The 22745-nt window shown below is 46.2% G+C and carries 26 protein-coding genes, 1 pseudogene and 1 riboswitch; of the genes and pseudogenes, 12 read left to right on the forward strand and 15 right to left on the reverse strand.

What is annotated here, in order from left to right; all coding sequences use genetic code 11:
• Positions 1 to 69: 69 nt before the first annotated feature.
• The 9 genes from AC0DBE_RS09230 to AC0DBE_RS09270 all read right to left on the reverse strand — a co-directional run bounded on the left by AC0DBE_RS09230 (position 70) and on the right by AC0DBE_RS09270 (position 7906).
• Positions 70 to 1227, reverse strand: coding sequence for an acetylornithine transaminase (locus tag AC0DBE_RS09230; protein WP_472961883.1), 1158 nt, complete (start codon positions 1225 to 1227; stop codon positions 70 to 72).
• Positions 1224 to 2000, reverse strand: a complete 777-nt coding sequence (gene argB / locus AC0DBE_RS09235) for an acetylglutamate kinase (protein WP_014113349.1) — start codon at positions 1998 to 2000, stop codon at positions 1224 to 1226. Before argB ends, AC0DBE_RS09230 begins: the two co-directional genes overlap by 4 nt.
• A 14-nt stretch (positions 2001 to 2014) precedes the next feature.
• Positions 2015 to 3235 (reverse strand): bifunctional ornithine acetyltransferase/N-acetylglutamate synthase, encoded by a 1221-nt coding sequence (gene argJ, locus AC0DBE_RS09240; protein ID WP_072183374.1) that lies wholly within the window; start codon positions 3233 to 3235, stop codon positions 2015 to 2017.
• A 19-nt stretch (positions 3236 to 3254) separates the two neighbouring features.
• On the reverse strand, positions 3255 to 4292 hold the full coding sequence (gene argC / locus AC0DBE_RS09245; RefSeq protein ID WP_072566082.1) for an N-acetyl-gamma-glutamyl-phosphate reductase: 1038 nt from the start codon (positions 4290 to 4292) through the stop codon (positions 3255 to 3257).
• Between the two features lie 203 nt (positions 4293 to 4495).
• Entirely contained in the window at positions 4496 to 5035 is a 540-nt protein-coding gene (locus AC0DBE_RS09250; RefSeq protein WP_061188348.1) for an MFS transporter, read from the reverse strand.
• Positions 5035 to 6465: an FAD-binding oxidoreductase gene (locus tag AC0DBE_RS09255; RefSeq protein WP_072566081.1), complete on the reverse strand. Its 1431-nt coding sequence runs from the start codon at positions 6463 to 6465 to the stop codon at positions 5035 to 5037. Before AC0DBE_RS09255 ends, AC0DBE_RS09250 begins: the two co-directional genes overlap by 1 nt.
• 62 nt (positions 6466 to 6527) lie before the next feature.
• Positions 6528 to 6698 carry a YqaE/Pmp3 family membrane protein gene (locus AC0DBE_RS09260; protein WP_003232996.1) on the reverse strand — a complete coding sequence of 57 codons (171 nt, stop codon included), beginning with the start codon at positions 6696 to 6698 and terminating at the stop codon, positions 6528 to 6530.
• Between the two features lie 68 nt (positions 6699 to 6766).
• Entirely contained in the window at positions 6767 to 7075 is a 309-nt protein-coding gene (locus AC0DBE_RS09265) for a metal-sulfur cluster assembly factor (protein ID WP_003224525.1), read from the reverse strand.
• A gap of 63 nt (positions 7076 to 7138) precedes the next feature.
• Positions 7139 to 7906 (reverse strand): prolyl oligopeptidase family serine peptidase, encoded by a 768-nt coding sequence (locus AC0DBE_RS09270; protein WP_087988059.1) that lies wholly within the window; start codon positions 7904 to 7906, stop codon positions 7139 to 7141.
• Positions 7907 to 8026: 120 nt separating this feature from the next.
• Here AC0DBE_RS09270 and yitU point away from each other — a divergent pair, with 120 nt between their 5' ends.
• From yitU to AC0DBE_RS09285, 3 genes are all read left to right on the forward strand, one after another.
• Positions 8027 to 8839, forward strand: a complete 813-nt coding sequence (yitU, locus tag AC0DBE_RS09275; protein WP_061188346.1) for a 5-amino-6-(5-phospho-D-ribitylamino)uracil phosphatase YitU — start codon at positions 8027 to 8029, stop codon at positions 8837 to 8839.
• Positions 8840 to 8942: 103 nt separating this feature from the next.
• Entirely contained in the window at positions 8943 to 9095 is a 153-nt protein-coding gene (locus tag AC0DBE_RS09280; RefSeq protein ID WP_003239346.1) for a hypothetical protein, read from the forward strand.
• Entirely contained in the window at positions 9096 to 9293 is a 198-nt protein-coding gene (locus tag AC0DBE_RS09285) for a DUF3813 domain-containing protein (protein ID WP_003239348.1), read from the forward strand.
• Between the two features lie 30 nt (positions 9294 to 9323).
• On the opposite strand, the gene AC0DBE_RS09290 is transcribed toward AC0DBE_RS09285, so the two are convergent.
• Both AC0DBE_RS09290 and AC0DBE_RS09295 read right to left on the reverse strand, forming a co-directional pair.
• Positions 9324 to 9779: a BsuPI-related putative proteinase inhibitor gene (locus AC0DBE_RS09290; protein ID WP_061188345.1), complete on the reverse strand. Its 456-nt coding sequence runs from the start codon at positions 9777 to 9779 to the stop codon at positions 9324 to 9326.
• An 18-nt stretch (positions 9780 to 9797) separates the two neighbouring features.
• Positions 9798 to 10640, reverse strand: a complete 843-nt coding sequence (locus AC0DBE_RS09295) for a YitT family protein (RefSeq protein WP_041520917.1) — start codon at positions 10638 to 10640, stop codon at positions 9798 to 9800.
• A gap of 136 nt (positions 10641 to 10776) precedes the next feature.
• On the opposite strand from AC0DBE_RS09295, the gene AC0DBE_RS09300 reads away from it, so the two are divergent.
• Positions 10777 to 11628, forward strand: a complete 852-nt coding sequence (locus tag AC0DBE_RS09300) for a DegV family protein (RefSeq protein WP_242734498.1) — start codon at positions 10777 to 10779, stop codon at positions 11626 to 11628.
• A gap of 41 nt (positions 11629 to 11669) precedes the next feature.
• Here AC0DBE_RS09300 and AC0DBE_RS09305 read toward each other — a convergent pair whose 3' ends face one another.
• Positions 11670 to 11960: a DUF3784 domain-containing protein gene (locus tag AC0DBE_RS09305; protein WP_242734499.1), complete on the reverse strand. Its 291-nt coding sequence runs from the start codon at positions 11958 to 11960 to the stop codon at positions 11670 to 11672.
• A 112-nt stretch (positions 11961 to 12072) separates the two neighbouring features.
• A pseudogene (locus AC0DBE_RS09310) lies at positions 12073 to 12970 on the reverse strand (CvfB family protein).
• Between the two features lie 98 nt (positions 12971 to 13068).
• On the opposite strand from AC0DBE_RS09310, the gene AC0DBE_RS09315 reads away from it, so the two are divergent.
• From AC0DBE_RS09315 to AC0DBE_RS09345, 7 genes are all read left to right on the forward strand, one after another.
• Entirely contained in the window at positions 13069 to 13560 is a 492-nt protein-coding gene (locus AC0DBE_RS09315) for a YajQ family cyclic di-GMP-binding protein (RefSeq protein WP_014113338.1), read from the forward strand.
• 107 nt (positions 13561 to 13667) lie between these two features.
• A riboswitch (SAM riboswitch) is annotated at positions 13668 to 13785 on the forward strand.
• Between the two features lie 91 nt (positions 13786 to 13876).
• Positions 13877 to 15715: a bifunctional homocysteine S-methyltransferase/methylenetetrahydrofolate reductase gene (locus tag AC0DBE_RS09320; RefSeq protein WP_041520916.1), complete on the forward strand. Its 1839-nt coding sequence runs from the start codon at positions 13877 to 13879 to the stop codon at positions 15713 to 15715.
• Between the two features lie 90 nt (positions 15716 to 15805).
• Positions 15806 to 16255: a GNAT family N-acetyltransferase gene (locus tag AC0DBE_RS09325; protein WP_014113337.1), complete on the forward strand. Its 450-nt coding sequence runs from the start codon at positions 15806 to 15808 to the stop codon at positions 16253 to 16255.
• Between the two features lie 5 nt (positions 16256 to 16260).
• A complete protein-coding gene (locus AC0DBE_RS09330) occupies positions 16261 to 17118 on the forward strand; it encodes a GNAT family N-acetyltransferase (RefSeq protein WP_242734500.1) in 858 nt (285 codons plus the stop codon).
• 111 nt (positions 17119 to 17229) lie between these two features.
• Positions 17230 to 18498: an MFS transporter gene (locus AC0DBE_RS09335; RefSeq protein ID WP_014113335.1), complete on the forward strand. Its 1269-nt coding sequence runs from the start codon at positions 17230 to 17232 to the stop codon at positions 18496 to 18498.
• Positions 18499 to 18506: 8 nt separating this feature from the next.
• A complete protein-coding gene (locus AC0DBE_RS09340; RefSeq protein ID WP_472961892.1) occupies positions 18507 to 19622 on the forward strand; it encodes a mandelate racemase/muconate lactonizing enzyme family protein in 1116 nt (371 codons plus the stop codon).
• Between the two features lie 95 nt (positions 19623 to 19717).
• Positions 19718 to 20347: a YitT family protein gene (locus AC0DBE_RS09345; protein WP_041521155.1), complete on the forward strand. Its 630-nt coding sequence runs from the start codon at positions 19718 to 19720 to the stop codon at positions 20345 to 20347.
• Positions 20348 to 20391: 44 nt separating this feature from the next.
• On the opposite strand, the gene AC0DBE_RS09350 is transcribed toward AC0DBE_RS09345, so the two are convergent.
• Both AC0DBE_RS09350 and AC0DBE_RS09355 read right to left on the reverse strand, forming a co-directional pair.
• Positions 20392 to 21150, reverse strand: a complete 759-nt coding sequence (locus tag AC0DBE_RS09350; RefSeq protein WP_003224492.1) for a phosphosulfolactate synthase — start codon at positions 21148 to 21150, stop codon at positions 20392 to 20394.
• Positions 21147 to 21833: a 2-phosphosulfolactate phosphatase gene (locus AC0DBE_RS09355; protein ID WP_332606732.1), complete on the reverse strand. Its 687-nt coding sequence runs from the start codon at positions 21831 to 21833 to the stop codon at positions 21147 to 21149. Before AC0DBE_RS09355 ends, AC0DBE_RS09350 begins: the two co-directional genes overlap by 4 nt.
• 186 nt (positions 21834 to 22019) lie before the next feature.
• Between AC0DBE_RS09355 and AC0DBE_RS09360 the strand changes: the two genes are divergently transcribed.
• Positions 22020 to 22733, forward strand: a complete 714-nt coding sequence (locus tag AC0DBE_RS09360) for a phosphoadenylyl-sulfate reductase (protein WP_088679507.1) — start codon at positions 22020 to 22022, stop codon at positions 22731 to 22733.
• Positions 22734 to 22745: the final 12 nt, after the last annotated feature.

Below are 22745 nucleotides of genomic sequence, written 5' to 3' on the forward strand. Positions count from 1 at the left end.
AACAGCCCACCTCTTTGATGAATAATTAATTATAAAAATGAATTTTTATACCTTCATGTCGAAAAAAAACTACTGGCTTACAGCGGAATGATGAGCGATTGCCTGTTTCAGCTTGCTGACAGCTTCTGCTATTTCATCCTTTGTCACGGTGAGCGGCGGCAGCAGCCGAATGACATTCGGGCCGGCCGGCAATACAAGCAAGCCTAATGTCTGCAATTCAGTAATGATGTCAGCAACAGGGCCATCACACTCAATTCCAAGCATTAATCCTTGACCGCGGATTTGTTTTACAAACGGGCTCTTTAGCTCAGCCTTGAGCTGTTCTTTTAAAAACGCCCCTTTGTCAGCAGCCTCTTGCAGAAAGTCAGGCTGGAATACAATTTGCAATGTGGCATTTACAGCAGCCATCGCCAGCATATTTCCTCCGAAAGTCGTTCCGTGAGAACCAGGGGTAAACACTTCTCCAAGCTGTTTCTTTCCGATGACAGCGCCAACTGGAAATCCGTTTCCCAATCCTTTTGCGACTGTGATGATATCCGGTGAAAGTCCGAAGTGCTCGTATGCGAAGCCCTTTCCCGTCCGTCCGATGCCGGTCTGGATTTCATCAACGATCAGAAGAGCTTGCTTTTCCTTGCAAAACGACTGTACGGCTGTTAAAAATTCAGCGCTTGCCGGATTGACTCCGCCTTCTCCCTGCACTGTCTCAAGCATCACCGCGGCAATGCCGTCTTCCTCTCCAAGAGCCTCAAAAGCGGAAGGATCGTTGTATGGCAGGTAGTGAAAGCCTTCCAGCATCGGGCCGAAGCCTGTTTTGATTTTTTCCTGTCCGGTCGCAGCCATCCCTGCATACGTGCGGCCATGGAACGACTGTAGGAAAGTGATGATTTTCGTTTTCCCGGTTGCTTTTCGGGCGAGCTTTATCGCGCCTTCATTCGCTTCCGCGCCGCTGTTGCAGAAAAAGACGAGATCCCCCGCACTGTGTGCCGCCAGCTTTTGTGCCGCTTGCTCCTGGAGACTGTTTTGAAACAAGTTGGATACGTGCCATACGCTGTCGAGCTGTTTTTTGACTGCTTCTGTAACCGTTTCATGGCAGTGGCCTAGGTTAGATACCGCAATTCCCTGAATGAAATCGAGGTAGGTTTTGCCGTTTTGATCCTCAACGTACGTTCCCTTTGCTTTTTTGATGTCAATATCCCAGCGTCCGTAGGTTTGAAACAAGCTGCTCATGAAACAGCCTCCTTTGCTTTAACAATTTTTGTACCTTGAAAGGTTTGTTCTGTGAAGAATGATCCTTTACCGTTTACGATCATGACTTCAGACACCTGATCCGATAAAGCTGACAAGGCTGAATTGACCTTCGGAATCATCCCCCCTGTGATCACTTCCTGCTTAATCAGCATTTGAACCTCCTCAGGGGTCAGGACGTCGAGACGCTGTTTTTCCTTCATGATTCCATCCACATCAGTGACGAACATCAGCTTATCGGCTTCAAGCGCTCCGGCGACAGCTGAAGCGGCCAGATCGGCATTCACATTCAGCGTCTTGCAGTCACTTGTCATAGACAGCGGCGCAATAACAGGAATGATGCCCTTTTCCATCAGCGCGTTTACCATGGATGCATCAACCTTTTTGATTTCTCCGACTTCCCCGTATGTTTCCGGATCGAGATAATCCGCCTCCAAAAGACCGCCGTCCTTACCGGAGATGCCTGCAGCACGCAGTCCGTGTTTGGCAAGCTCAGCAACGAAAAACTTATTCACAGAGCCCGATAAAACCATCTCCGCCACTTCTAACACTGGCTTCGTTGTTTTCCGCTGTCCTCCTGAAAATTCTGTTTTGATATTTAACCGTTTCAGCATATTTGTGATTTCCGGGCCGCCGCCGTGAACGATCGCCAGTTTCCATCCTGACGCCATCAATTCTTTCAGATTATGAAAAAATTCCTCAGATAGCTCACGGATGACACTTCCCCCGCATTTAAAAACGATTGTTTTCTTCATAATGCTCCCCTTTATTACGTGCGATAGCTCGCGTTAATTTTGATATAGTCATAGGTCAGGTCACAGCCCCACGCTCTTCCGTTCCCGTCCCCTTCATCCATCTTGATGACAATGGTGATTTCATCTCCTTCAAGGTATTCCTTGGCGAGAGATTCAGAGAATGGCCGAGGTTCGTTATGCTTAAACAGGCATTGGCCCCCGAGATAAACCTCTACTTCTTCTGCCGTCACTTGAGCTGCGCTGTGCCCAATGGCTCCGATGATGCGCCCCCAGTTGGCATCTGTTCCGTAGACCGCCGTTTTCACGAGACTTGAGCCGACAATCTTTTTGGCAATCACGTTTGCATCAAGATTGTTTTTCGCCCCGTGCACTTGCGCTTCGATTAGTTTCGTCGCGCCTTCTCCGTCTCTGGCAATCTCTTTAGCCAAATCCTCGCAAGTAAGCAAGAGCGCTTTTTTAAAGATCGGCCATTCTGGATGATCTTCCGTCAGGCACTCGTTTTTCGCGCAGCCGTTTGCCATGACCAAGACCATATCGTTCGTGGATGTTTCACCGTCAACTGTGATTTGGTTAAATGAAATGTCGGTGATTTCACGCAGCGCCTTTTGCAGTGCTTTTTCTTCGATTGCTGCATCTGTTGTGACAAAACCCAGCATCGTGGCCATGTTCGGGTGAATCATGCCCGAGCCTTTGGCCGCTCCGCCGATCGTGACTGTTTTGCCGCCGATTGTCAGCTCATAGCACGTCTGCTTGATCACTGTATCGGTTGTTAATATCGCTTCTTCAAAATCTCCTGATCCCGCAGGTGTTTGTGTCAGCAGCTTGATGCCTGCCTGAATTTTTTCCATGTCTAAATGTTCGCCGATGACGCCTGTTGATGAAACGGCGACAAGCTCCGGCTCAATGCCAAGCTGCGAAGCAAGGCTCTCACGCATTGTGTATGCGTCCTTTATGCCCTGTTCTCCCGTGCAGGCATTGGCAATCGCGCTGTTGACGATGACGGCTTTCAATGCTGCCCCATGTTTTAAGCTGTCTTGTGTAACTTTGATTGGAGCGGCTTGAAAGTGGCTTTGGGTATAAACCGCTGCACTTACGGCTGGTGTCTCGCTGATAATGACGCCGAGATCTTTTTTCGAGTAGCGCAGCCCGCAATGCACGCCCTTTGCCTGAAAACCTTTTGGCGAGGATACATCACCTGTTACTTTTACAATTTGATCTTCACTTAACTGAATCATGGTTCGATTCTCTCCCGTTCTATGGATATATTGGCGTCATGGTGAGTCCAGTCTCTTCATTCCAGCCATTCATCAAATTAAAGTTTTGCACAGCCTGACCGGCGGCACCCTTCATTAAATTATCGATTACCGAAACGATTGTGACTCTGTTCGTTCTCTCGTCGAGGGTAACGGCGATATCACAGAAATTGCTGCCGCACACTTCCTTCGTTTGCGGATACTGCCCTTTTGGCCTTACTCTCACAAAATATGAATCTTGGTAAAATTCCGAATATAAATCATGCAGGTCATCTGCTGATAGATCAGAGGTTAATTGTGTATACATCGTCGCCATGATGCCTCTTGTCATCGGAACCAAGTGAGCCGAAAATGTAATAGGCCCGAGCCCCGGCTGCCAATCTTGCAGCGCCTGTTCAATTTCCGGCGTATGCTGATGTTCATTGACTTTATAAATTTTAAAATTGTCGTTCAGCTCAGAAAAATGAGTTCCCATGGATGCTTTTCTTCCCGCTCCGGAAACACCGGTCTTCGCGTCAACGATAACGAAAGATTCATTGAGCAGTTTCTTTTGAGCCAATGGGGCGAGGCCAAGTAAAACAGCCGTTGGAAAACAACCCGGATTGGCAATGAGTTTCGCCTGTTGAATTTGTTTTTGATTCAATTCTGCGAGACCGTATACCGCCTCATGAATCACTTCCTTCGGTGCCGCTGTCCGTTTATACCACTTTTCATATTCAGCCGGCTCTTGTATCCTCAGATCACCTGAAAGATCAATAACCGGAATCCCTGCATCTGCCAGCTGCGGAGTCAATTCACTTGATACCCCGGGCGGCGCAGCAAGAAACATGATATCTATTTCGTGTTTGATCGTATTCATATCAATCGGCTTCAGCTTTTGATCCGCTAAGCTGGCAAGATGAGGATAAACCTCGCTATAGACATTCCCTTCTCCGCTGGATGAATAAAGTATACATTCCTCTGCATGAGGGTGATGTGAGAGAATCCTGACAAGTTCGGTGCCTCCATATCCTGTAGCGCCTACAATTCCTATTTTCAAAACAAGTTCACCTTCTTGGTCTTTGTGAAATTATTTAACATTATAACATGAATAAAAATTAATTCAATCGTATATTTAATATTTTTATTCATTTATAAATTTTCTGTTCAATAAAAAATCCGCTCAAAAAAAACTGCACTGATTCATCAGAAAACGTTGATCTGACGCTTTTTTCAGCCACATAAAAAAACAAGCTGACCGCATCAGCCTGTTTTCATCATCATCAATCCGCTCAAAAAATATAGAATAGAGCTTGCATAAAAAATCATTTGTACTGTAAAAAAGTCAGCGAGAAAGCCGCCGAGCATAATGGCTGCTGCTGAAAAAACAGCTGTCCAAAAATGGTAATTCCCAATCTTCTTTCCGCGCTCTCCGCTGTCTGTAAAATTGGCGATCAGCACTTTTTCTCCGTGCTTTTGCATCGCACCAAAGAGCCCTAACAGCACTTGGACGATGTACACTTGAACGACGCTTCCAATATGCGGGACATATAAAAGCAGCACGGCCATTCCCCAAGAGTTTGCAAGCAGAAAATAACGGCTGTCAAACCTTTCAGACAGCCGTCCGAGCAGCGGATAAATGAGCGCTCCGCTCAGCCCGAACAATCCGTAGGAAAAGCCGAACTGCGTGTAGCTTGAGCCGATATTTTTCACAAACAGAATATAAAACGGAAAGATTAAGCTGCTTGCAAAAAATACGCTGCTTTGTGATAATGTCAGCCATTTTAATTTGTTTTTCCCCATTATTTATACCTCTGATAAAAGTAATTCATAAAGCGCTCATCCGGGTCATACGTTCGTTTTTTCTGAAAAAACGCTTCGCTTTTCGGGTATGCCTGTCTCATTTGCGCTTTTGTCTGGTACGTCATATACGGCAAATAATAGCTGCCGCCGTGCTTGATGGCAGCGTCTGTCATGCGCCTGATGATCCGGGCAGTATCTGCCTGGTCTTCTTTTGAAAAGCCCTCGTTTATTAAAAGCACGAGCGAAAACATATCATCCTTCGCATAGGAAAGATCGGCTTTTTCATTTTTTTGCACGTAGCGGATCGTAATGTTCAGCAGATTCAAATCCTCGTCCGACAGTGTTTGTCTCAGGTCGTCAATATAGGACGCATACTCCTTCACCGGCACAAAGTATTCTTGCAGAACATCTGTGTTGTCATTGTTTTCATATTCGAGAAATGTTGATTCAGACCGCATGACGTTATTGCGTGAGATCTTTGTGCCGTTTTGGCTCAGAAAATAGGATTGCTGTGTGTTCCACAGCCAATGTCTTCCCCATTCATATCGCCTGGACAAGCCAAGTGCAAACTTTGTGAGCCCCGTATACTCGTCTTCTTTGAGATCGCTGTATGATGACAGCTGATCCTGATGATCAGCCAATTCATAATTCGTAACATACATGTCTTCCAGAAATCCTTTTTTCGCTGTTGAAATTCGCGCCAGATGCATTCGGACATCCGGATTTCCTTTTACGTGCTTTGTAAAATAGTCTGCGTATGCACTGTAATTCATTGTTTCAGTCTGCATGACATACAGCTCATCATCCGTCAGCTCAAGCGTTACATCAAGAATCACGCCAAAAAGACCGTACCCTCCGATGACTGCCCTGAACAAATCATCTTTTGGAGTGACGGTGACGATTGATCCGTCAGCTTTTAAAAGCCGAAATGATTTGACTGTATCAATCAGCGAGCCGTAGCGGATATCACGTCCGTGGGCATTGGCGCTGAGAGATCCTCCAATTGTAAAAATGTTTTGTGACTGCATGACTTTTACAGCGAGTCCGTATGGATTCACGTATTTCTGGATGTCATTCCATGTCGCGCCGCTTTGCACTCTGATGGTTTTCTTCTCTTGATCGAACGACAGGATTTTGTTGTAGCCTGTCATGTCGAGAACGATGCCGTCCTCATAATATGTATGGCCGCCCATGGAGTGCTGGGCCCCGGCGATTGAAATCTTTATGTTTTTTCGATTAGCCTCTTTGACCGTGTCAATGAGCGTTTCCCCTTCTTGCCCTTTCACTGTCTGCTTAATTTTCACAGGCATCAGGCGGCTGACATCCGTCATCTCGCTTGTGTCTGTTTTTTGATCTGAGTGTACAGAGTACGCAAACAGGGCCGCATACGCGCCTATACAAAGCGCGAATGCAAGCAATTTCTTTTTCATGGCGCTCTCCCTGCTGTTTTTTTATGACCATTATACCATGTCTGCGCCCTCATTTTTCCAGATTATCTTCTTGCCCGTTTTTCGGCACGGCGGTCGGCGACGATAAAGCAGGCGTGAATCGCGCCCGGCAGCCAAAAGATGCAGGTCAATATGAGATTCAGCAATGCCTGAAACGGTTTTCCCGAAAACAAAACAGCAAGAGGCGGGCATAGGACAGCAAGCAGGTACATCATTTTACCTCACTCCTTTCAGTTGTAAAAAAGGACAGCCTCACAGTAAGGCTGTCCTCTTTTGTTTTGTTTTATTGAATGCCAAGCGCGATTTTCGCGTATCTGGACATTTTGTCTCTTGTCCAAGGCGGATTCCACACAATGTGAACCTCCGTCTCTTTCACTTCCGGAATGTCCGCTAATGCTTTTTTCACTTCATCAACGATAATCGGCGCTAAAGGGCAGCCCATTGATGTCAATGTCATCGTAACGTGCGTTAAGCCGTCTTCATCCATATCAACATCATATACCAAACCAAGATTCACGATATCAACGCCCAGCTCAGGATCAACAACCTGTTCCAGAGCGCCCATGATGTTTTCTTTTAATGCTTCTTCCACGTTCCCTCACTCCTTTTTTCTACAGTATAACGTAAATCCAGCCCTTCTTCACACCATTGTGCTTTATAAGTGCGTATCAAACCATTCAATCGTTTTTAACACAGCTGTCCGCGGGACTTTATGGTCAGCGTGTTCATCTCCGATAAATTGGAGGCGTTCCGGCTGTTCGCTGTAATAGGATTTGATCGTGTCATAAAATTTCCGGGTCGGCGCGTAAGGCACGACTTTATCTTTTGCGCCGTGCCAAAATAATAGCGGGCGCTGGCGCAGTTTTTCCGGCTGAAGGCTGAGATCCCGCAATTCGAGACGCTTCATCAACTCCTCTACCTTTTCTTCCGGCACGTCAATATCAATGCCCTGAGATTGAATATGGTCAATCTGCTGCTGAAACAGTTCTACGTAATTCGGGCTTCCCATCAGGCTGACGCCGGTTTTTATCCAATCATAAGCAGTCAACGCGCCAAGTGTTGTGATGCCGCCCATTGATGTGCCTGCGAGGCCGATGCGGCCGCTGTCTATCAGGCCCTCTTTTTCAAAATGGGTTTTGAGTACGCCGATCTCTTCAATCTCGTTGAGGACGATGTCCCAAAAATGGCCGGCCAGCTCTTCAACAGCCATTTCTTCTCCCCGTTCACCATGGTGCAGAGCCTCCGGCAGAACGGCTCTAAAGCCCTTCTCCGCAAGCAGATAAGCAATATGAAGGTTATGTTCCTTCGCGCTTGTAAAACCATGTATAAAGATGACAAGAGGAACAGCGCGGTGCCTGTTCTCTTCCTTTACAATATGTAAAAACGGAATACCGGAAACGGTTTGATTTTCAATTTGAATCACAATGTGCCCCTCCTTAGGATAACCATAATCATAAGTGTAACATGTAGACAATAAAGATGGTAAAAAGCTACACTGTAAGTAAGGCAAAACAAGCAAATTCTAAGGTTAAAGGAGCTTTTCATGGAGACAAAACCCTATTTAATCGCTTTAGATTTAGATGGAACCTTATTAAAGGATGACAAAACCATATCAGAAAACACTCTTCGGACGATACAGCGCCTAAAAGATGACGGGCATTATGTCTGCATCTCAACGGGCCGGCCGTACCGCTCGAGTTCCATGTATTACCAGCAGATGAAACTGACAACGCCGATTGTCAATTTTAACGGAGCGTTTGTCCATCATCCGCAGGACGACAGCTGGGGACGGTATCACACCTCGCTGCCGCTTGATGTTGTCAAACAGCTAGTGGAGATCAGCGAGAGTTATAACGTACATAATGTGCTTGCTGAAGTCATTGACGACGTGTACTTTCATTACCATGATGAGCACCTGATTGATGCCTTTAACATGAACACAACGAATGTGACGGTCGGAGACTTGCGGGAAACTCTCGGTGAGGATGTTACATCCGTGCTCATTCACGCAAAAGAAGAAGATGTACCGGCCATACGCTCCTATTTATCGGATGTGCATGCCGAGGTGATCGATCATAGAAGATGGGCCGCGCCGTGGCATGTCATTGAAATTATTAAAAGCGGCATGAATAAAGCGGTCGGCCTGCAGAAAATCAGCGATTATTACGGTGTGCCGAGGGAGCGGATCATTGCTTTCGGAGATGAGGATAACGATTTGGAAATGCTTGAATTCGCAGGCTGCGGCGTTGCGATGGGAAATGGAATCGACGAGGTCAAGCAGATTGCCAACCGGACAACGGCTACAAATGAAGAGGACGGCGTGGCAAGATTTTTAAAAGAATATTTCTCACTTTAAAGACCGCCCGTATTAATTTTTCCCACTCATAAACGTTACTTCGCCCCACCATACTATTGAAGACGACTCATCTCGTCAAAGTATGGAAGGGGGCAGTCTCAAAATGGGTAAACGAAGCAAATCCAGAAGGTTTATTCAGCAGGGTAAAGACTCCATCGGGCTACACGCCGCAAGATTTCCATATCGGTCTACGTTAGAAGAAGCTCACCAGCATGCCGCGGCACGAGACTCGGCCGAAAGACAGGTTGAATATTAAATGAGAAACGAACTGTTTCAGCAGGCAAAATCATTTGTTCAACAGGCTGTTATGGTGACAAACGGCTTTGAGGAAGGCGATCAGGAGCAAGCGATTCTGAGAGCCAAAAATGCCGTATCTTCTGCGTATGCCAACTCGACAGATGCGGAACGTCGCCAGCTCCATCAATTTCAGGATCAGCTGGACAAACTGCAATAAAAAAAGGCTATGGCGATTCGCCATAGCCTCTTATTTGACTTCAAATTGCTGAACAGCCTGAATCTGCTTGAGATTTTCCGCTCTGCCCTTAAATGTTACCTTTACCTCGTAAGTTCCCGGCTCAGGGACTTCCTTCCACACATCAGAGAAATCATATGTTTCTCCAGGTTCCAATGTCAGGTTTTGAAAAGCCTGCGTAAACATTTTGTCTTTCGAATAACGGTATCTTTCTTTGTTGTCAGAATCATACACGACAAGTTCAAATTTTTGTCCTGTGCTGAATTGAAACTCGACAGCACGTTCGCTTTGGTTCTTCAGCGACATGTTAAACTTGATTTGTTCAGGCTCCTGAATTGCGTCAACAGATAAAACAACCTCTTGATTCTCCATTCCGCCTGATACCTCCTTATCGGGTTCTGTCTGCTCATCTTTCCCGCAGCCTATCAAAAGCAGCACGGGAAGGAGCATCACAAGCAGCCGTTTCACGACTTCCACCTGCTTTCGTCAGTCTTTTCTAAAGAAACCAAAAATCCCGGTCGTTTGAACAATGTTCGTAAATGCTTTCGGATCAACTTCTTTGACGATCTTCTCTAAATCGTACAATTCGTACCTTGTGATGACGATAATCATCATTTCTTTCTGTTCGTTCGTAAAGGCTCCTTTGGCCGGAACAGTTGTGATGCCGCGCACCATTTTCCCGTAAATGGCTTCTTTGATTTCGTCCGCTTTTTTCGTCACGATCATTGCCGTGAGCTTCATATGGCGGGTGTGAATGGCGTCGATCACCCTCGTTGTCACATACAGTGTAACCAGGGTATATAATGCTTTCTCCCAACCTTGCAATAATCCTGCCGTCAAAATGATAATCCCGTTCAGAATGAAGAAATACGTGCCGACGGGTTTATCCTTCCACTTTGCAAGCACCATGGCGACGATATCGAGACCGCCTGTTGAAGCGCCGTATTTTAATGTTAAACCGATACCGACTGCGGAAATGACGCCGCCGAACACTGCGTTCAGCAAAATGTCATGTGACAGGCTTGTTTCCGGCAGGATCCCCATAAACAGAGTAGTGAGTGCGACACTTAAAATGCTGTACACCGTAAACGATTTGCCGACCTTCAGCCACCCTAAAATACCGACCGGAATGTTTAAGAGGAACAAGAGCGTTCCCGTCGATATGTAAAAGGGGGCATATTGAACAATGACGCTTGATAAAAGCTGGGCGACACCCGTAAATCCGCTGGCATATACATCTGCCGGTATCAAAAATAAGTTCAGCCCGGCCGCATTGAGTAAAGCGCCGATGATGACGATGAGTAATTTTTTTGTTTGATCTAGTACCATGGCATGTTCCTCCGCTCTTTCTTCTTATTATGTTTTCCCTTAAAACAAATATTTGAACACGATTTTGGCAAATTAATATGATATAGTTGGCTTAACTCTTATGATAACGAGCGACAACGGAAAGAAGGGAAGCAATATGACAGTTCATCTCATCGCTGACAGCGCCGCTGATTTGCCTCGTTCTTATTTTGAAGAAAACGGCATTGGCTTTATTCCGCTCAGAGTCTCTCTCAGCGATAAAGAATTCGAAGATGCAGTCACGATTGATGCGGATCAAATATTTGAAGCGATGCAAAATGGAGAAACGCCTAAGACGTCCCAAGCCTCACCGCAAACGATTAAAAATGTGTTTTTGCAATATGCCGAAACAGGTGATCCCGCTCTTTACATTGCCTTTTCCTCAGGCCTCTCCGGCACGTATCAGACAGCTGTGATGATGGCCAATGAAGTGAAGGAGGAATTCCCCGATTTCGATTTACGGGTCATTGATTCCAAATGCGCTTCATTAGGATACGGCCTGGCTGTCCGGCATGCTGTCGATCTCTGTATCAACGGGAATACAATACAAGAAATTGAAACGTCTGTAAAGAACTTTTGCGAACAGCTTGAGCACATTTTTACCGTTGATGACCTCACATATCTTGCAAGAGGCGGCCGCATCTCCAAAACATCCGCTTTTGTCGGCGGCCTGCTGAATATTAAGCCGCTGCTTCAGATGGAGGACGGCAAGCTTGTGCCTCTGGAAAAAATTCGCGGACAGAAAAAACTTTTCAAACGGATCATCGAACTGATGAAAGAACGCGGTGGTGATTGGGGCAATCAAACCGTGGGGATCAGCTACGCTGCGAACGAAGAAAAAGCCATTGACATGAAAAATTTGATTGAAGATACGTTCAAGCCGAAAGAGATCATCATGCATTCAATCGGTTCTACAATCGGCTCACACGCCGGTCCCGGCACATTGGCGATTTTCTTTTTGAAAAAGTGAGCAAACAAAAACCTCCAGATATTTGATATATGCTGGAGGTTTTATATTAATTTTTTATTTACATAAATGATGACTCCAGCTCCATATGCCAAAATCATTGGCGGAATCAACTGATCTTGTCCCTGAAATGAAATAAAACCGTTTAAAAGAAGAAATATCCCTGAATTCAGAAAAAAGTATCCCGCAATACTAGCCAGGCGGTCTTTGTCACGTATCCGAGACTCACGGAAACCGGACAATATCCATGTTTGCTTTTTTATTCCTGCCATATAAGCAATCCAAAAGAAAAGCATCGCAATCAAGATCAATAAAAAATCGATGCGAATTTCCACGAACTCTCCCCCTGTCTTTTAACTGACAAAACACTCTGTCTCCCCTAATGATACGTAACAAAATTTTATTTGTGAAGTTCTTATATAAAAAATAGAAGGCCTGTGCGGCCTTCTATTTTTTCTCGTATGTCCATCCGTCTTCCTGATACACTTTTCCGTTTTTCATCAAATGGCCGAGCGCGCGTTTAAAGGCGGCTTTGCTCATATTAAAACGTTCTCTGATATCGTCAGGCTGGCTTTTGTCACCATACGGCATAGCACCGTTTCTTGTTCTCATATACGTCAGAATGTACTCGGCATCTACAGACAATGCATCCTGTTTTCTCGGAAGCAGCGACATGTTGACTGAACCGTCTTCTTTTACTTGAATCACCCGTCCCGTGATTCTTGAGCCGAGTCTTGGCTCCTCTTTTCTTTCTGACGGATGGATAAAACCGCGGATACCGTCGTCTGTGATGATGAATGAACCCGTTGCGATTAATCTGTACACCGTACCTGTCAGCTCTTTATTCATCAGATCTTCTGAAGCGTCGGTAAACAGTTCGCTGATGATATCTTCAGGCGCTGGTTTCGCAAACATGCGCCCCCGGTTCGTCACTTTCAGCATACAGTAGAGCTTATCCCCTTTTTGCGGCCAGACATCCTCGTATGGCGGCAAATGCTCAGTTGCAACAAGCGCATCCTTAGATAAGCCGACATCAACGAAAACGCCCATATCTTCCACTTTATCCACCACTTCGACCCAGCCGTACTCATCAGCGCTGATGACCGGAATTTTCATCGTGGCCGCAAGTCTTTCCTGCTGGTCCACGTATATAAAGACCTCTACCTCATCTCTGTCTTCGATATCCTCAGTTATTTCACTGTTATGTAAGAGAATCGTATCTTCTCCGTCGGTTAAAAAGTAACCGAAGTCAGTTTGGTGATCTATACTCAAGGTTAATTGCTGCCCTGGTCTCATGCTATCGTCCTTCCTGTTCCGCTTATTTTTCTGCGGATTCTGTTAACATTTTTTCCAATCATCACAAATTGATTCTTTGTTCTGTTGGAAGTTTCTCTTTATTCTACTATAATCAACACATAAGTTAAATGTTATGGAGGTTTTCATATGGCAAAAGAAAGTTCATTTGATATTGTATCAAAGGTGGAATTGCCCGAAGTGCAAAATGCGATTCAAATCGCACTGAAAGAAATCAGCACACGCTATGACTTTAAAGGAAGCAAAAGCGACATTTCTTTAGATAAAGAGGAGCTTGTCCTCGTTTCTGATGACGAATTTAAATTAAGCCAGCTGAAAGATGTACTGGTCAGTAAATTAATTAAACGAAACGTGCCGACAAAAAACATTGATTACGGCAAGGTTGAAAGCGCGTCAGGCGGAACAGTGCGCCAGCGTGCAAAACTTGTTCAAGGCATTGACAAGGACAACGCCAAAAAAATCAATACCATCATCAAAAACTCCGGACTGAAAATAAAGTCTCAAGTGCAGGATGATCAAGTGCGCGTCACCGGAAAAAACAAGGATGACCTGCAGCAGATTATCACAGCAGTGCGGGGCGCGGATCTGCCAATTGACGTTCAATTTATAAATTTCAGATAAATTTTCTGAATCCTATTGATTATTGTCTTTATTTTCGGTAAATTTGGAGAAAGGGAAAATGCCAGGCATCTTTAGGGCACTTCCTGAACACGAAAATTTTATATCCGTTCTTATCAAGAGAAGCAGAGGGACTGGCCCGACGAAGCTTCAGCAACCGGTGTAATGGCGATCAGCCATGACCAAGGTGCTAAATCCAGCAAGCTCGAACAGCTTGGAAGATAAGAAGAGACAAAATCACTGACAAAGTCTTCTTCTTAAGAGGACTTTTTTTATTTCTCTTTTTTTCCTTGCTGAATGTGAATAAAGGAGGCAAACAATGGGACTTTTAGAAGATTTGCAAAAACAGGTGTTAATTGGCGACGGCGCCATGGGGACACTCCTCTACTCCTATGGCATTGACAGGTGCTTTGAGGAGCTCAACATTTCAAAGCCGGAGGAAATTCAGCGCATACATAAAGCGTACGTTGAGGCTGGAGCCAACATCATTCAAACAAATACGTACGGGGCCAATTATATTAAATTATCCAGACACGGGCTTGAGGATGACATCAAAAAAATGAATCAGGAGGCGGTAAAAATCGCGCGGGCTTCAGCAGGCGATGCGTACGTGCTGGGGACGATGGGCGGCATCCGTACCTTTAATAAAAACGCGTACAGCCTTGACGAAATCAAACGCAGCTTTCGCGAGCAGCTGTACCTGCTGCTGCATGAAGAGCCAGATGGCTTGCTGTTAGAAACGTATTATGATTTGGAAGAAGCACGTGAAGTGCTAAAAATCGCGCGCAAAGAGACTGGCCTTCCGATTATGCTGAATGTCTCCATGCATGAGCAAGGCGTACTGCAGGACGGAACACCGCTTTCTGAAGCATTGCGATCGATCGCGGATCTCGGAGCTGATATCGTCGGCATTAACTGCCGGCTCGGTCCTTATCACATGATTGAAGCGCTTAGCGAAGTGCCGATTTTTGATGACGTGTTCTTATCAGTTTATCCGAACAGCAGTCTTCCCTCGCTTGAAGAAGGCCGGCTCGTCTATGAAACAGACGACACGTATTTTCAAAACAGCGCGTCAGAATTCCGCAAGCAAGGCGCGCGGATTATCGGCGGTTGCTGCGGCACCACGCCGAATCACATCCAGGCGATGGCAGAAGCGGTTGGCGGGCTTGCTCCGATTACAGAAAAAGAAGTCAAAACCCGGGCGAAGGAATTCATTTCTGTTCAGCATGAGCGGACAGAGCCCGGCCTGAATGAGATCGCAGCGGAAAAACGCTCCATTATCGTAGAGCTGGACCCGCCGAAAAAATTGAGTTTCGACAAATTTCTGTCCGCTGCTGCTGAATTAAAAGAAGCGGGAATCGACGCCCTGACCCTCGCTGACAATTCCCTGGCTACTCCGCGGATCAGCAATGTTGCCTGCGGCGCCCTTGTGAAGCAACAGCTCGATATGCGCTCTCTTGTCCATATTACATGCCGTGACCGAAATATTATCGGCTTGCAGTCACATTTAATGGGTCTGGATACGTTAGGGCTGAATGACGTGCTGGCCATTACTGGCGATCCTTCTAAAATCGGGGATTTTCCGGGTGCGACGTCTGTGTATGATTTAACATCCTTTGATTTAATCAGGCTGATCAAACAATTCAACGAAGGACTGTCCCTGTCTGGAAAACCGCTTGGCAAGAAAACGAATTTCTCAGTCGCCGCCGCATTTAATCCTAATGTCCGCCATCTGGATAAAGCGGTAAAACGGCTGGAGAAAAAAATAGATTGCGGCGCCGATTATTTTGTTTCACAGCCTGTCTATTCCGAGCAGCAGCTTGTCGATATCCATAACGAAACAAAGCATCTGAAGACACCGATCTATATCGGCATTATGCCACTCACAAGCAGCCGAAATGCTGAATTCATCCACAATGAAATTCCGGGCATTAAGCTATCTGACTCTATTCGCGAAAAAATGGCCCTCGCCGGCGAGGATAAAGAGAAACAAAAAGCGGAAGGCCTTGCGATTGCACGCTCCCTGTTGGATACGGCATGCGAGCTGTTTAACGGCATCTACTTGATTACGCCTTTTCTCAGATCTGACTTAACCGCCGAGCTCACTTCGTACATTCAGCAAAAAGATGAGCAGCGCCAAAATATCTATTTGCATTAATACCTTGAAGACTGCCTGAGCCAATCGGGCGGTCTTTTTCAACGTAATTCGTGTTACGATAAAGAAAATCAGTTTATGAGGAGGATCATCATGCTCGAAGTTAAAACCATTTCTGCGGAAGATACATACGACATCCGGCACCGCATCCTGCGTCCCCATCAATCCATCGAACAATGCAAATATGAACAGGATCATGCGGAAGGCGCCTTTCATCTCGGTGTGTTTTATGAAGGAACCCTGATCAGCATCGCTTCTTTTTCCCCTCAAAATCAGCCATTATTAACGGAATCCCCTGCATATCGGCTGAGAGGCATGGCGACGCTTGAAGGATATCGTGATCAAAAAGCCGGAAGCACGCTGATCAAATATGCGGAACAAAAACTGGCAGACAGAGGCGTACAGGCGGTCTGGTGCAATGCAAGACAACATGTCAAAGGCTACTACGCAAAGCTTGGCTGGGAGGAACTTGGCGAACCGTTTGAGATTCCCGGCATTGGCACTCATATTGTCATGTACAAAACATTCGGAACAAGCAGGTGACCCGTATGAAGATAATGGATGAGCTGATTGAGCTTCATGAAGAACATACCTCCGGACTATTGCGGCTTTGCAGGCAAGCCGGGTGGCCGGATTATGGCGAACAAGAGCTGGCACTGCTTGTCCAACAGGGGCGTTTTTTCGGTTATCAAAATGTCCGGGGAGACATTATTTCCTGCATCGGCTTGTTTTTGTTTGGCCGTCTTGCCTCTATCGGACTCGTCATCGTAGACAAGGAATACAAACGGCTCGGTCTCGGGCGGCGGATGGTAAACGCGTGTATCAGTAAAACGGATGAAAGCACCGCCATCAGGCTTTGCGCCACAAAAGAAGGTTTGCCGCTTTATGAGAAAGCGGGTTTTCATACAGCGGGTTCAGTCCGAAAGTACAGCTGTCACAGTTTTCAACCGATTGAAAAGCAAGATCATCTTGATGCTAAACTGACAGCCTTTAGAAAACAAGACTTTCAAGAATTAGCCACGGCCGATCTGGCAGCCTTTGGCGGAGATCGATCAAATCTTCTGCAGCAGCTTATTTCCACTTCAGAGGAATGCGTCATCGCCAGAAACAATGAGGGACAGCTGATTGGCTACGGCCTATCTGTACAGACACCTGTCAATTTGAAATTCGGCCCCATCATTGCCCCATCATCAGACGTGGCTGCACAATTCATCAACAGGCTGGCCGCCGGCAAACAAGGTCCGATGCGCATCGATATACCGGGTGAACACACATCTTTACATGACAGGCTGATAGAAATGGGATTTCAAGCGGACGAAGAGCCACCGCTTATGCTTTACCAGATAAAGATGCTTCCTGACCAAAATGGACACTTATATGCGTTGATTTCACAGGCGCTCGGTTAACCCTCCTTTTTCCCGAACAGGTATTTTCTGTTCGGTTTTTTGCTGTCTGAACGTTGAATAAACGAAGCCAGCAGGGACATTCTAAGCAGAAGAAAAGGAGTGTGCTCTGAGATGGAATCATCAAAACAAAATAACGGAATGACGATTGTTGCAATCGGTTCAATCCCTTTAATATTAACACTTGGAAACTCGATGCTTATTCCGATTTTGCCAAAAATGAAATCTGAACTTCATTTATCACAATTTCAAGTCAGTCTCGTGATCACAGTATTTTCCTTGATTGCGGCGTTTGCCATTCCGATTGTCGGTTATCTCGCTGACAGATTCTCAAGGAAAATCATCATTATCCCTTGCTTATTTTTGTATGGTGCCGGCGGCTTATTAGCCGGGTTTGCGGCAGGTTTTTTTGACAATGCATACCCTTGGGTCATGGCAGGACGGGCGCTTCAGGGAATCGGGGCAGCCGGGACAGGCCCGATTGCCATGGCACTGACGGGAGATCTGTTTAAAGGCGCCCAGGAAAGCAAGGTGCTCGGTCTCGTTGAAGCTTCAAACGGCATGGGGAAAGTGCTTTCGCCGATCATCGGCTCGCTTATCGCCCTTCTCGTCTGGTATGGCGCGTTTTTTGCCTTCCCGGTATTTTGTATCATTTCGATCGTGCTGACTTGGATTTTTATTAAAGAAAAGAAAAAGGAAAAAGAACCGCCCCCGATCGGAAAATATGCGAAAGGGCTGTTAAGTGTTTTTAAACATGAAGGCAGATGGCTGTTTACCGCTTATTTAGCCGGGGCGACCTGCCTGTTTACTTTATTCGGCATCCTGTTTTATCTATCAGATGTCTTGGAAAAAACATACGATACCGACGGCGTCAAAAAAGGCTTGATTTTGGCGATCCCGCTTTTGGTCATGTGTGTGACGTCTTATACAACCGGGAGCAAAATCGGCCAAAAGCAATCGTTAATGAAAAAGCTGATCGTACTCGGATTGGCGTTCATGACCGTGTCTTACGCGGCACTGTCATTCATTGAGAACCTTGTCCTTTTTATCAGTGTTCTCGTGCTGAGCAGTATCGGTTCAGGCCTTGTTCTTCCTTGTGTGAACAGCTTTATAACCGGAGCTGTCGGGAAAGAAAGACGTGGATTTGTGACTTCGCTCTACGGATCGGTTCGTTTCTTAGGGGTTGCCATCGGGCCTCCGATTTTCGGCCGCCTGATGGAATGGTCCAGACCCGGCATGTTTTTGAGCATTGCGGGATTGACGCTTGTTGTCGGCATTCTCGTGATTTTGCTGATCCATGTGAATCAAAACAAAGAAGAAACAAAAGAAAAAGAAGATCCTAAAATGGCAGGCAATCGGCTTCAGCCAGCTGAGGAAAGGTAGCATCCAATTTGAAAATCGAACGGGTTGAGACTTTTCCGCTTTTGCATCGATTAGAAGAGCCGTACGGCGACGCAAACGGGTTTAAACAATATCGAACTTGCTATCTCATCAGAATTGTCACAGAAAGCGGGATTGACGGCTGGGGAGAATGCGTTGATTGGCTCCCGGCTTTGCATATCGGCTTTACCAAACGGATCATTCCCTATCTTTTAGGAAAACAGGCCAGCAGCCGCCTGCCATTAGTGCGCACGATTCAAAAATGGCATCAGCGGGCGGCCTCCGCCGTGAGCATGGCGCTGACAGAAATTGCGGCCAAAGCTTTTGATTGTTCGGTTTGCGAACTATGGGGCGGGCGGTACAGAGAAGAGATCCCTGTATATGCCTCATTCCAATCGTATTCAGACCTGCCGCAATGGATCAGCCGTTCGGTTTCCAACGTTGAAGACCAGTTAAAAAAGGGCTTTAAGCAAATCAAAGTCAAAATCGGCGGGACTTCATTCGAGGAAGATGTCCGGCACATCAGTGCGCTACAGCATACGGCCGGCAGCTCCATTACGTTGATTCTGGACGCAAACCAAAGCTACGATGCAGCAACAGCTATGAGTTGGGAACGCTATTTCTCAGCATGGACGAATATCGGCTGGTTCGAGGAGCCTTTGCCCTTTGATCAGCCGCAGGATTACGCTTTGCTGCGCAGCCGTTTATCTGTTCCTGTTGCCGGTGGAGAAAATATGAAAAGCGCGGCGAAATTTGCCCCCCTCCTCTCACAGCGCTGCTTGGATATCATTCAGCCCGATGTTATGCATGTCAACGGGATCGATGAGTTTCGGGACTGCCTCCAGCTCGCGCGTTATTTCGGCGTCAGAGCGTCCGCCCATGCATATGACGGATCACTTTCACGGCTCTATGCTTTATTTTCGCAAGCCTGTCTGCCTCCATGGTCTAAAATGGAAAAAGATCAAATTGAACCGATTGAGTGGGACGTCATGGAGAATCCTTTTACAGATCTCGTCAGCCTTCAGCCTTCAAAAGGAGTGGTCCACATTCCGAAAGGAAAAGGCATTGGAACAGAGATCAATATGGAGATCATTCATCGCTACAAGTGGGATGGTTCAGCATATTAAGCTGGGCCATTTCTATATTTGCAGACATAAATGATGGACAGCCTCATAAAATGAAAACAGCGGACAAGTCTTTTCATAAAGGAGCAAATGACTTAATGGCTGAACTGCTGATGAAAGCAAAACTCACGTTTATGATTGTCGTAGGCGGCGTATTACAGGGACTCGGCATGTCCTTGTTTTTATTTCCCCATGATATTCCGACAGGCGGGGCAGCAGGTATTGCGGTGCTGCTGCATTATCTGTTTCAAATTCCTCATGGCTTTTCAGTGTGGGCAGTGAATGTTTCGATGCTTTTTACTGCTTTAAAATGGCTGGAGATGAGAACCTTCACCGGCACCCTCGCTTCGATTACCGTCACCTCTGTCTCGGTATTGATATTTGATGTCGTTTTTCCGGATATCACATCAAACCTGTGGCTTGATTTGGCCAGTGGCGCTGTGTTATTGGGACTCGGCATCGGACTTTTATACAAATACAAAATTTCGAACGGAGGATTCGGGGCTCTTGCTCTGATGATTTCGATCTACCGCGGCGGGAGTCCCGGAACGATCCTGCTCATCATGAATTGCATTATTTTTATGGTTACTGCGTCTATTATTGCCTGGGGCATCGTCATTCAAGCCCTGATATGCCAAGTCATATCGACAAGAGTCATCGACTTCATCTATAACATCCGTCTGACTTCACTCCCCTATCTCACGCCTATGTACCGCCATAAAAAATAATAGGCAGAGGCTCTCTTCATAGCGAGAGCCCCGCAGCCGCTGTTTTACAAATAAAAGGTATCGGATCTTAGCCCTAAGCGCAGTGTCTCTAACGCGATGGCATCATGAAAGGGGATATTGGCCAGATTCACATTCGGTCCAATCCTTTGAATAAACCCTTGCTGGAGCGTTTTGTTCGGCGCTTCAAAAATCAGCCTGGTGATATCAATATTTGAGGAAATGATGTCATCAACAATTTGAAACCGGACATCGCCGCTGCTGGAACAGATCCCTCCTGTCCCGCTTTCCCTGGCCTCCGTAATCACTTTTTCCGCGCCCGCTTCCATATCCTCAACGATATACTCAAGCCATTCCTCAGAGCTTTGCCGGCTTGATAATTCCGCATCCTTGCTGCCCACCTCGCTGAGCACAAGAAATTCATCAGAAAAATCGGCAATGTAAGCCGCTTTCTCTTTATTCGTCATCGGGAGCGTACCGTTTGAAATCTCAATATATTCACAGCCGAAGTAGGTGCAGTACCGATGAAATTCATTCACTTTTTTCTGGCTTACATATTTCTCAAACAATGTGCCGCCAAAGAAAAATTTAATGTCATGCTCTTTCAGCGAGCTGATTTTTTCTTCAAGATCTTTCGTAAGTAATGATGTGCCCCAGCCGAATTTCACAAAATCAATATAGTCGGACGCTCCGGCTATTACATCTTTGAAAAATTGCAAGGGGTAGCCGTTATCAATTAAAATGGTCTGCCCGGTTTCTCTCGGCTTGCTTGTTCTCACTGGCAATTCTAGTGAAAAATCATTCATATTATGACCCTCTCTATCGTTGGAACTTCTCTTTCTTGTTTCACTTTCATCACGAAATCGCCTGTCAGTTCTTTTGTACAGTATGATATGTCTTCCGGATCAAACAATGGCTGGCTGCGGTCAAAAAATTTCTCTGCAACAGAAGAGCGTTTTATTCTTTCAATTACCCCCGCAGCCGTAACCGCATTTGTCCCTTCAATGATGCCTTTGATATACTCCGCACACGCCATGTCGTCATCACCTGACGGGTGGGAGGCCACAATGTTCATGACACAATCCGTTACGGCGAGTGTTTTCACATACTCTGCCGTTGTTTTGGCGTTGGAAAATCCAGTTACGAACAGGTGCTTAGCGTTCAGGGCCCCTAACGCCGCTGTGACGCCGTTTGTTGTTTTCTGGATCAAGCGCTTATCCGCCATATCCTGCATCGCCATGCGTTTTGGAGAATTATCTAAATCAAATCCGCTGATACCGACCCCCTTTTCCTCTCCCGTCAATACGTAATCCGGATAAGTGTCTTTCAGCGCAAAGGCTTCCTCTGCTGTTCCGACCAATAAAATCTCTTTCGCTCCGCCGATAAACGCATAATGGGCGACCGTAAAGGCTCTGATGACATCAATGACGATGTTAATATCCGCCGGGGCAAGCGAATGATGATGCCCCTGATAAATGGTAATCGGCATAATACCTCTCCTTGGGCATAAAACCATTTTGCTTAAAAGCATATTCAGCCGGCCTCTTAATGGTTCCGTTCCCCATTTTAGGCGGTGCCGCACCTAAAAACCCTGAACCTTTATGCAAAAAATGAATAGTCTGCCTATAACTCGATCAATAGATAGAAACAGACAGATGCAAACGGGGGGAAAACGTTGAACAAACAAATCATCACATATGACACATGGAACGACACGCTGTCCAAACAGATAACGGATCAATTGATCGATGAGCTCGATGTGTTGAAATGGGCTTACCGAATATACGGGGAAAAGATTGTGTACGCGTGCAGCTTTGGCGCAGAAGGGATGGTGCTTCTTGACCTCATATCAAAAATCAACAACAACGCGCACATCATCTTTTTGGATACAGGGCTGCATTTTCAGGAAACATATGAGCTGATCGAGACCGTCAAAGAGCGATATCCGGGATTGACAATCCAGCTGCTCGAACCCGAGCTGAGCTTAAAAGAACAGGAGACGCAATACGGCGGAGAGCTGTGGAAGCATAACCCGAATCTATGCTGCCAATTGCGGAAAATCGAGCCGCTTAAAAAACACCTGTCCGGCATGACAGCTTGGATTTCAGGACTGCGCCGGGAGCAGTCGCCTACGAGAAAGCATATTCAATACGTGAATCTGGATCAGAAGTTTAAGCTCATTAAAATTTGCCCGCTCATCCACTGGACATGGGATGACGTTTGGACGTACATCCGCCTACACAATTTGCCTTATAACAAACTGCACGATCAACATTACCCGAGCATAGGCTGTGAAATGTGTACATTGCCTTCCTCGGACCCGAACGATGAGAGGGCTGGAAGATGGGCCGGACGGGAGAAAACAGAATGCGGCCTGCATCAAGAATAATGTCCGGCATGC

It is taken from the genome of Bacillus sp. VA15, from assembly GCF_055721145.1.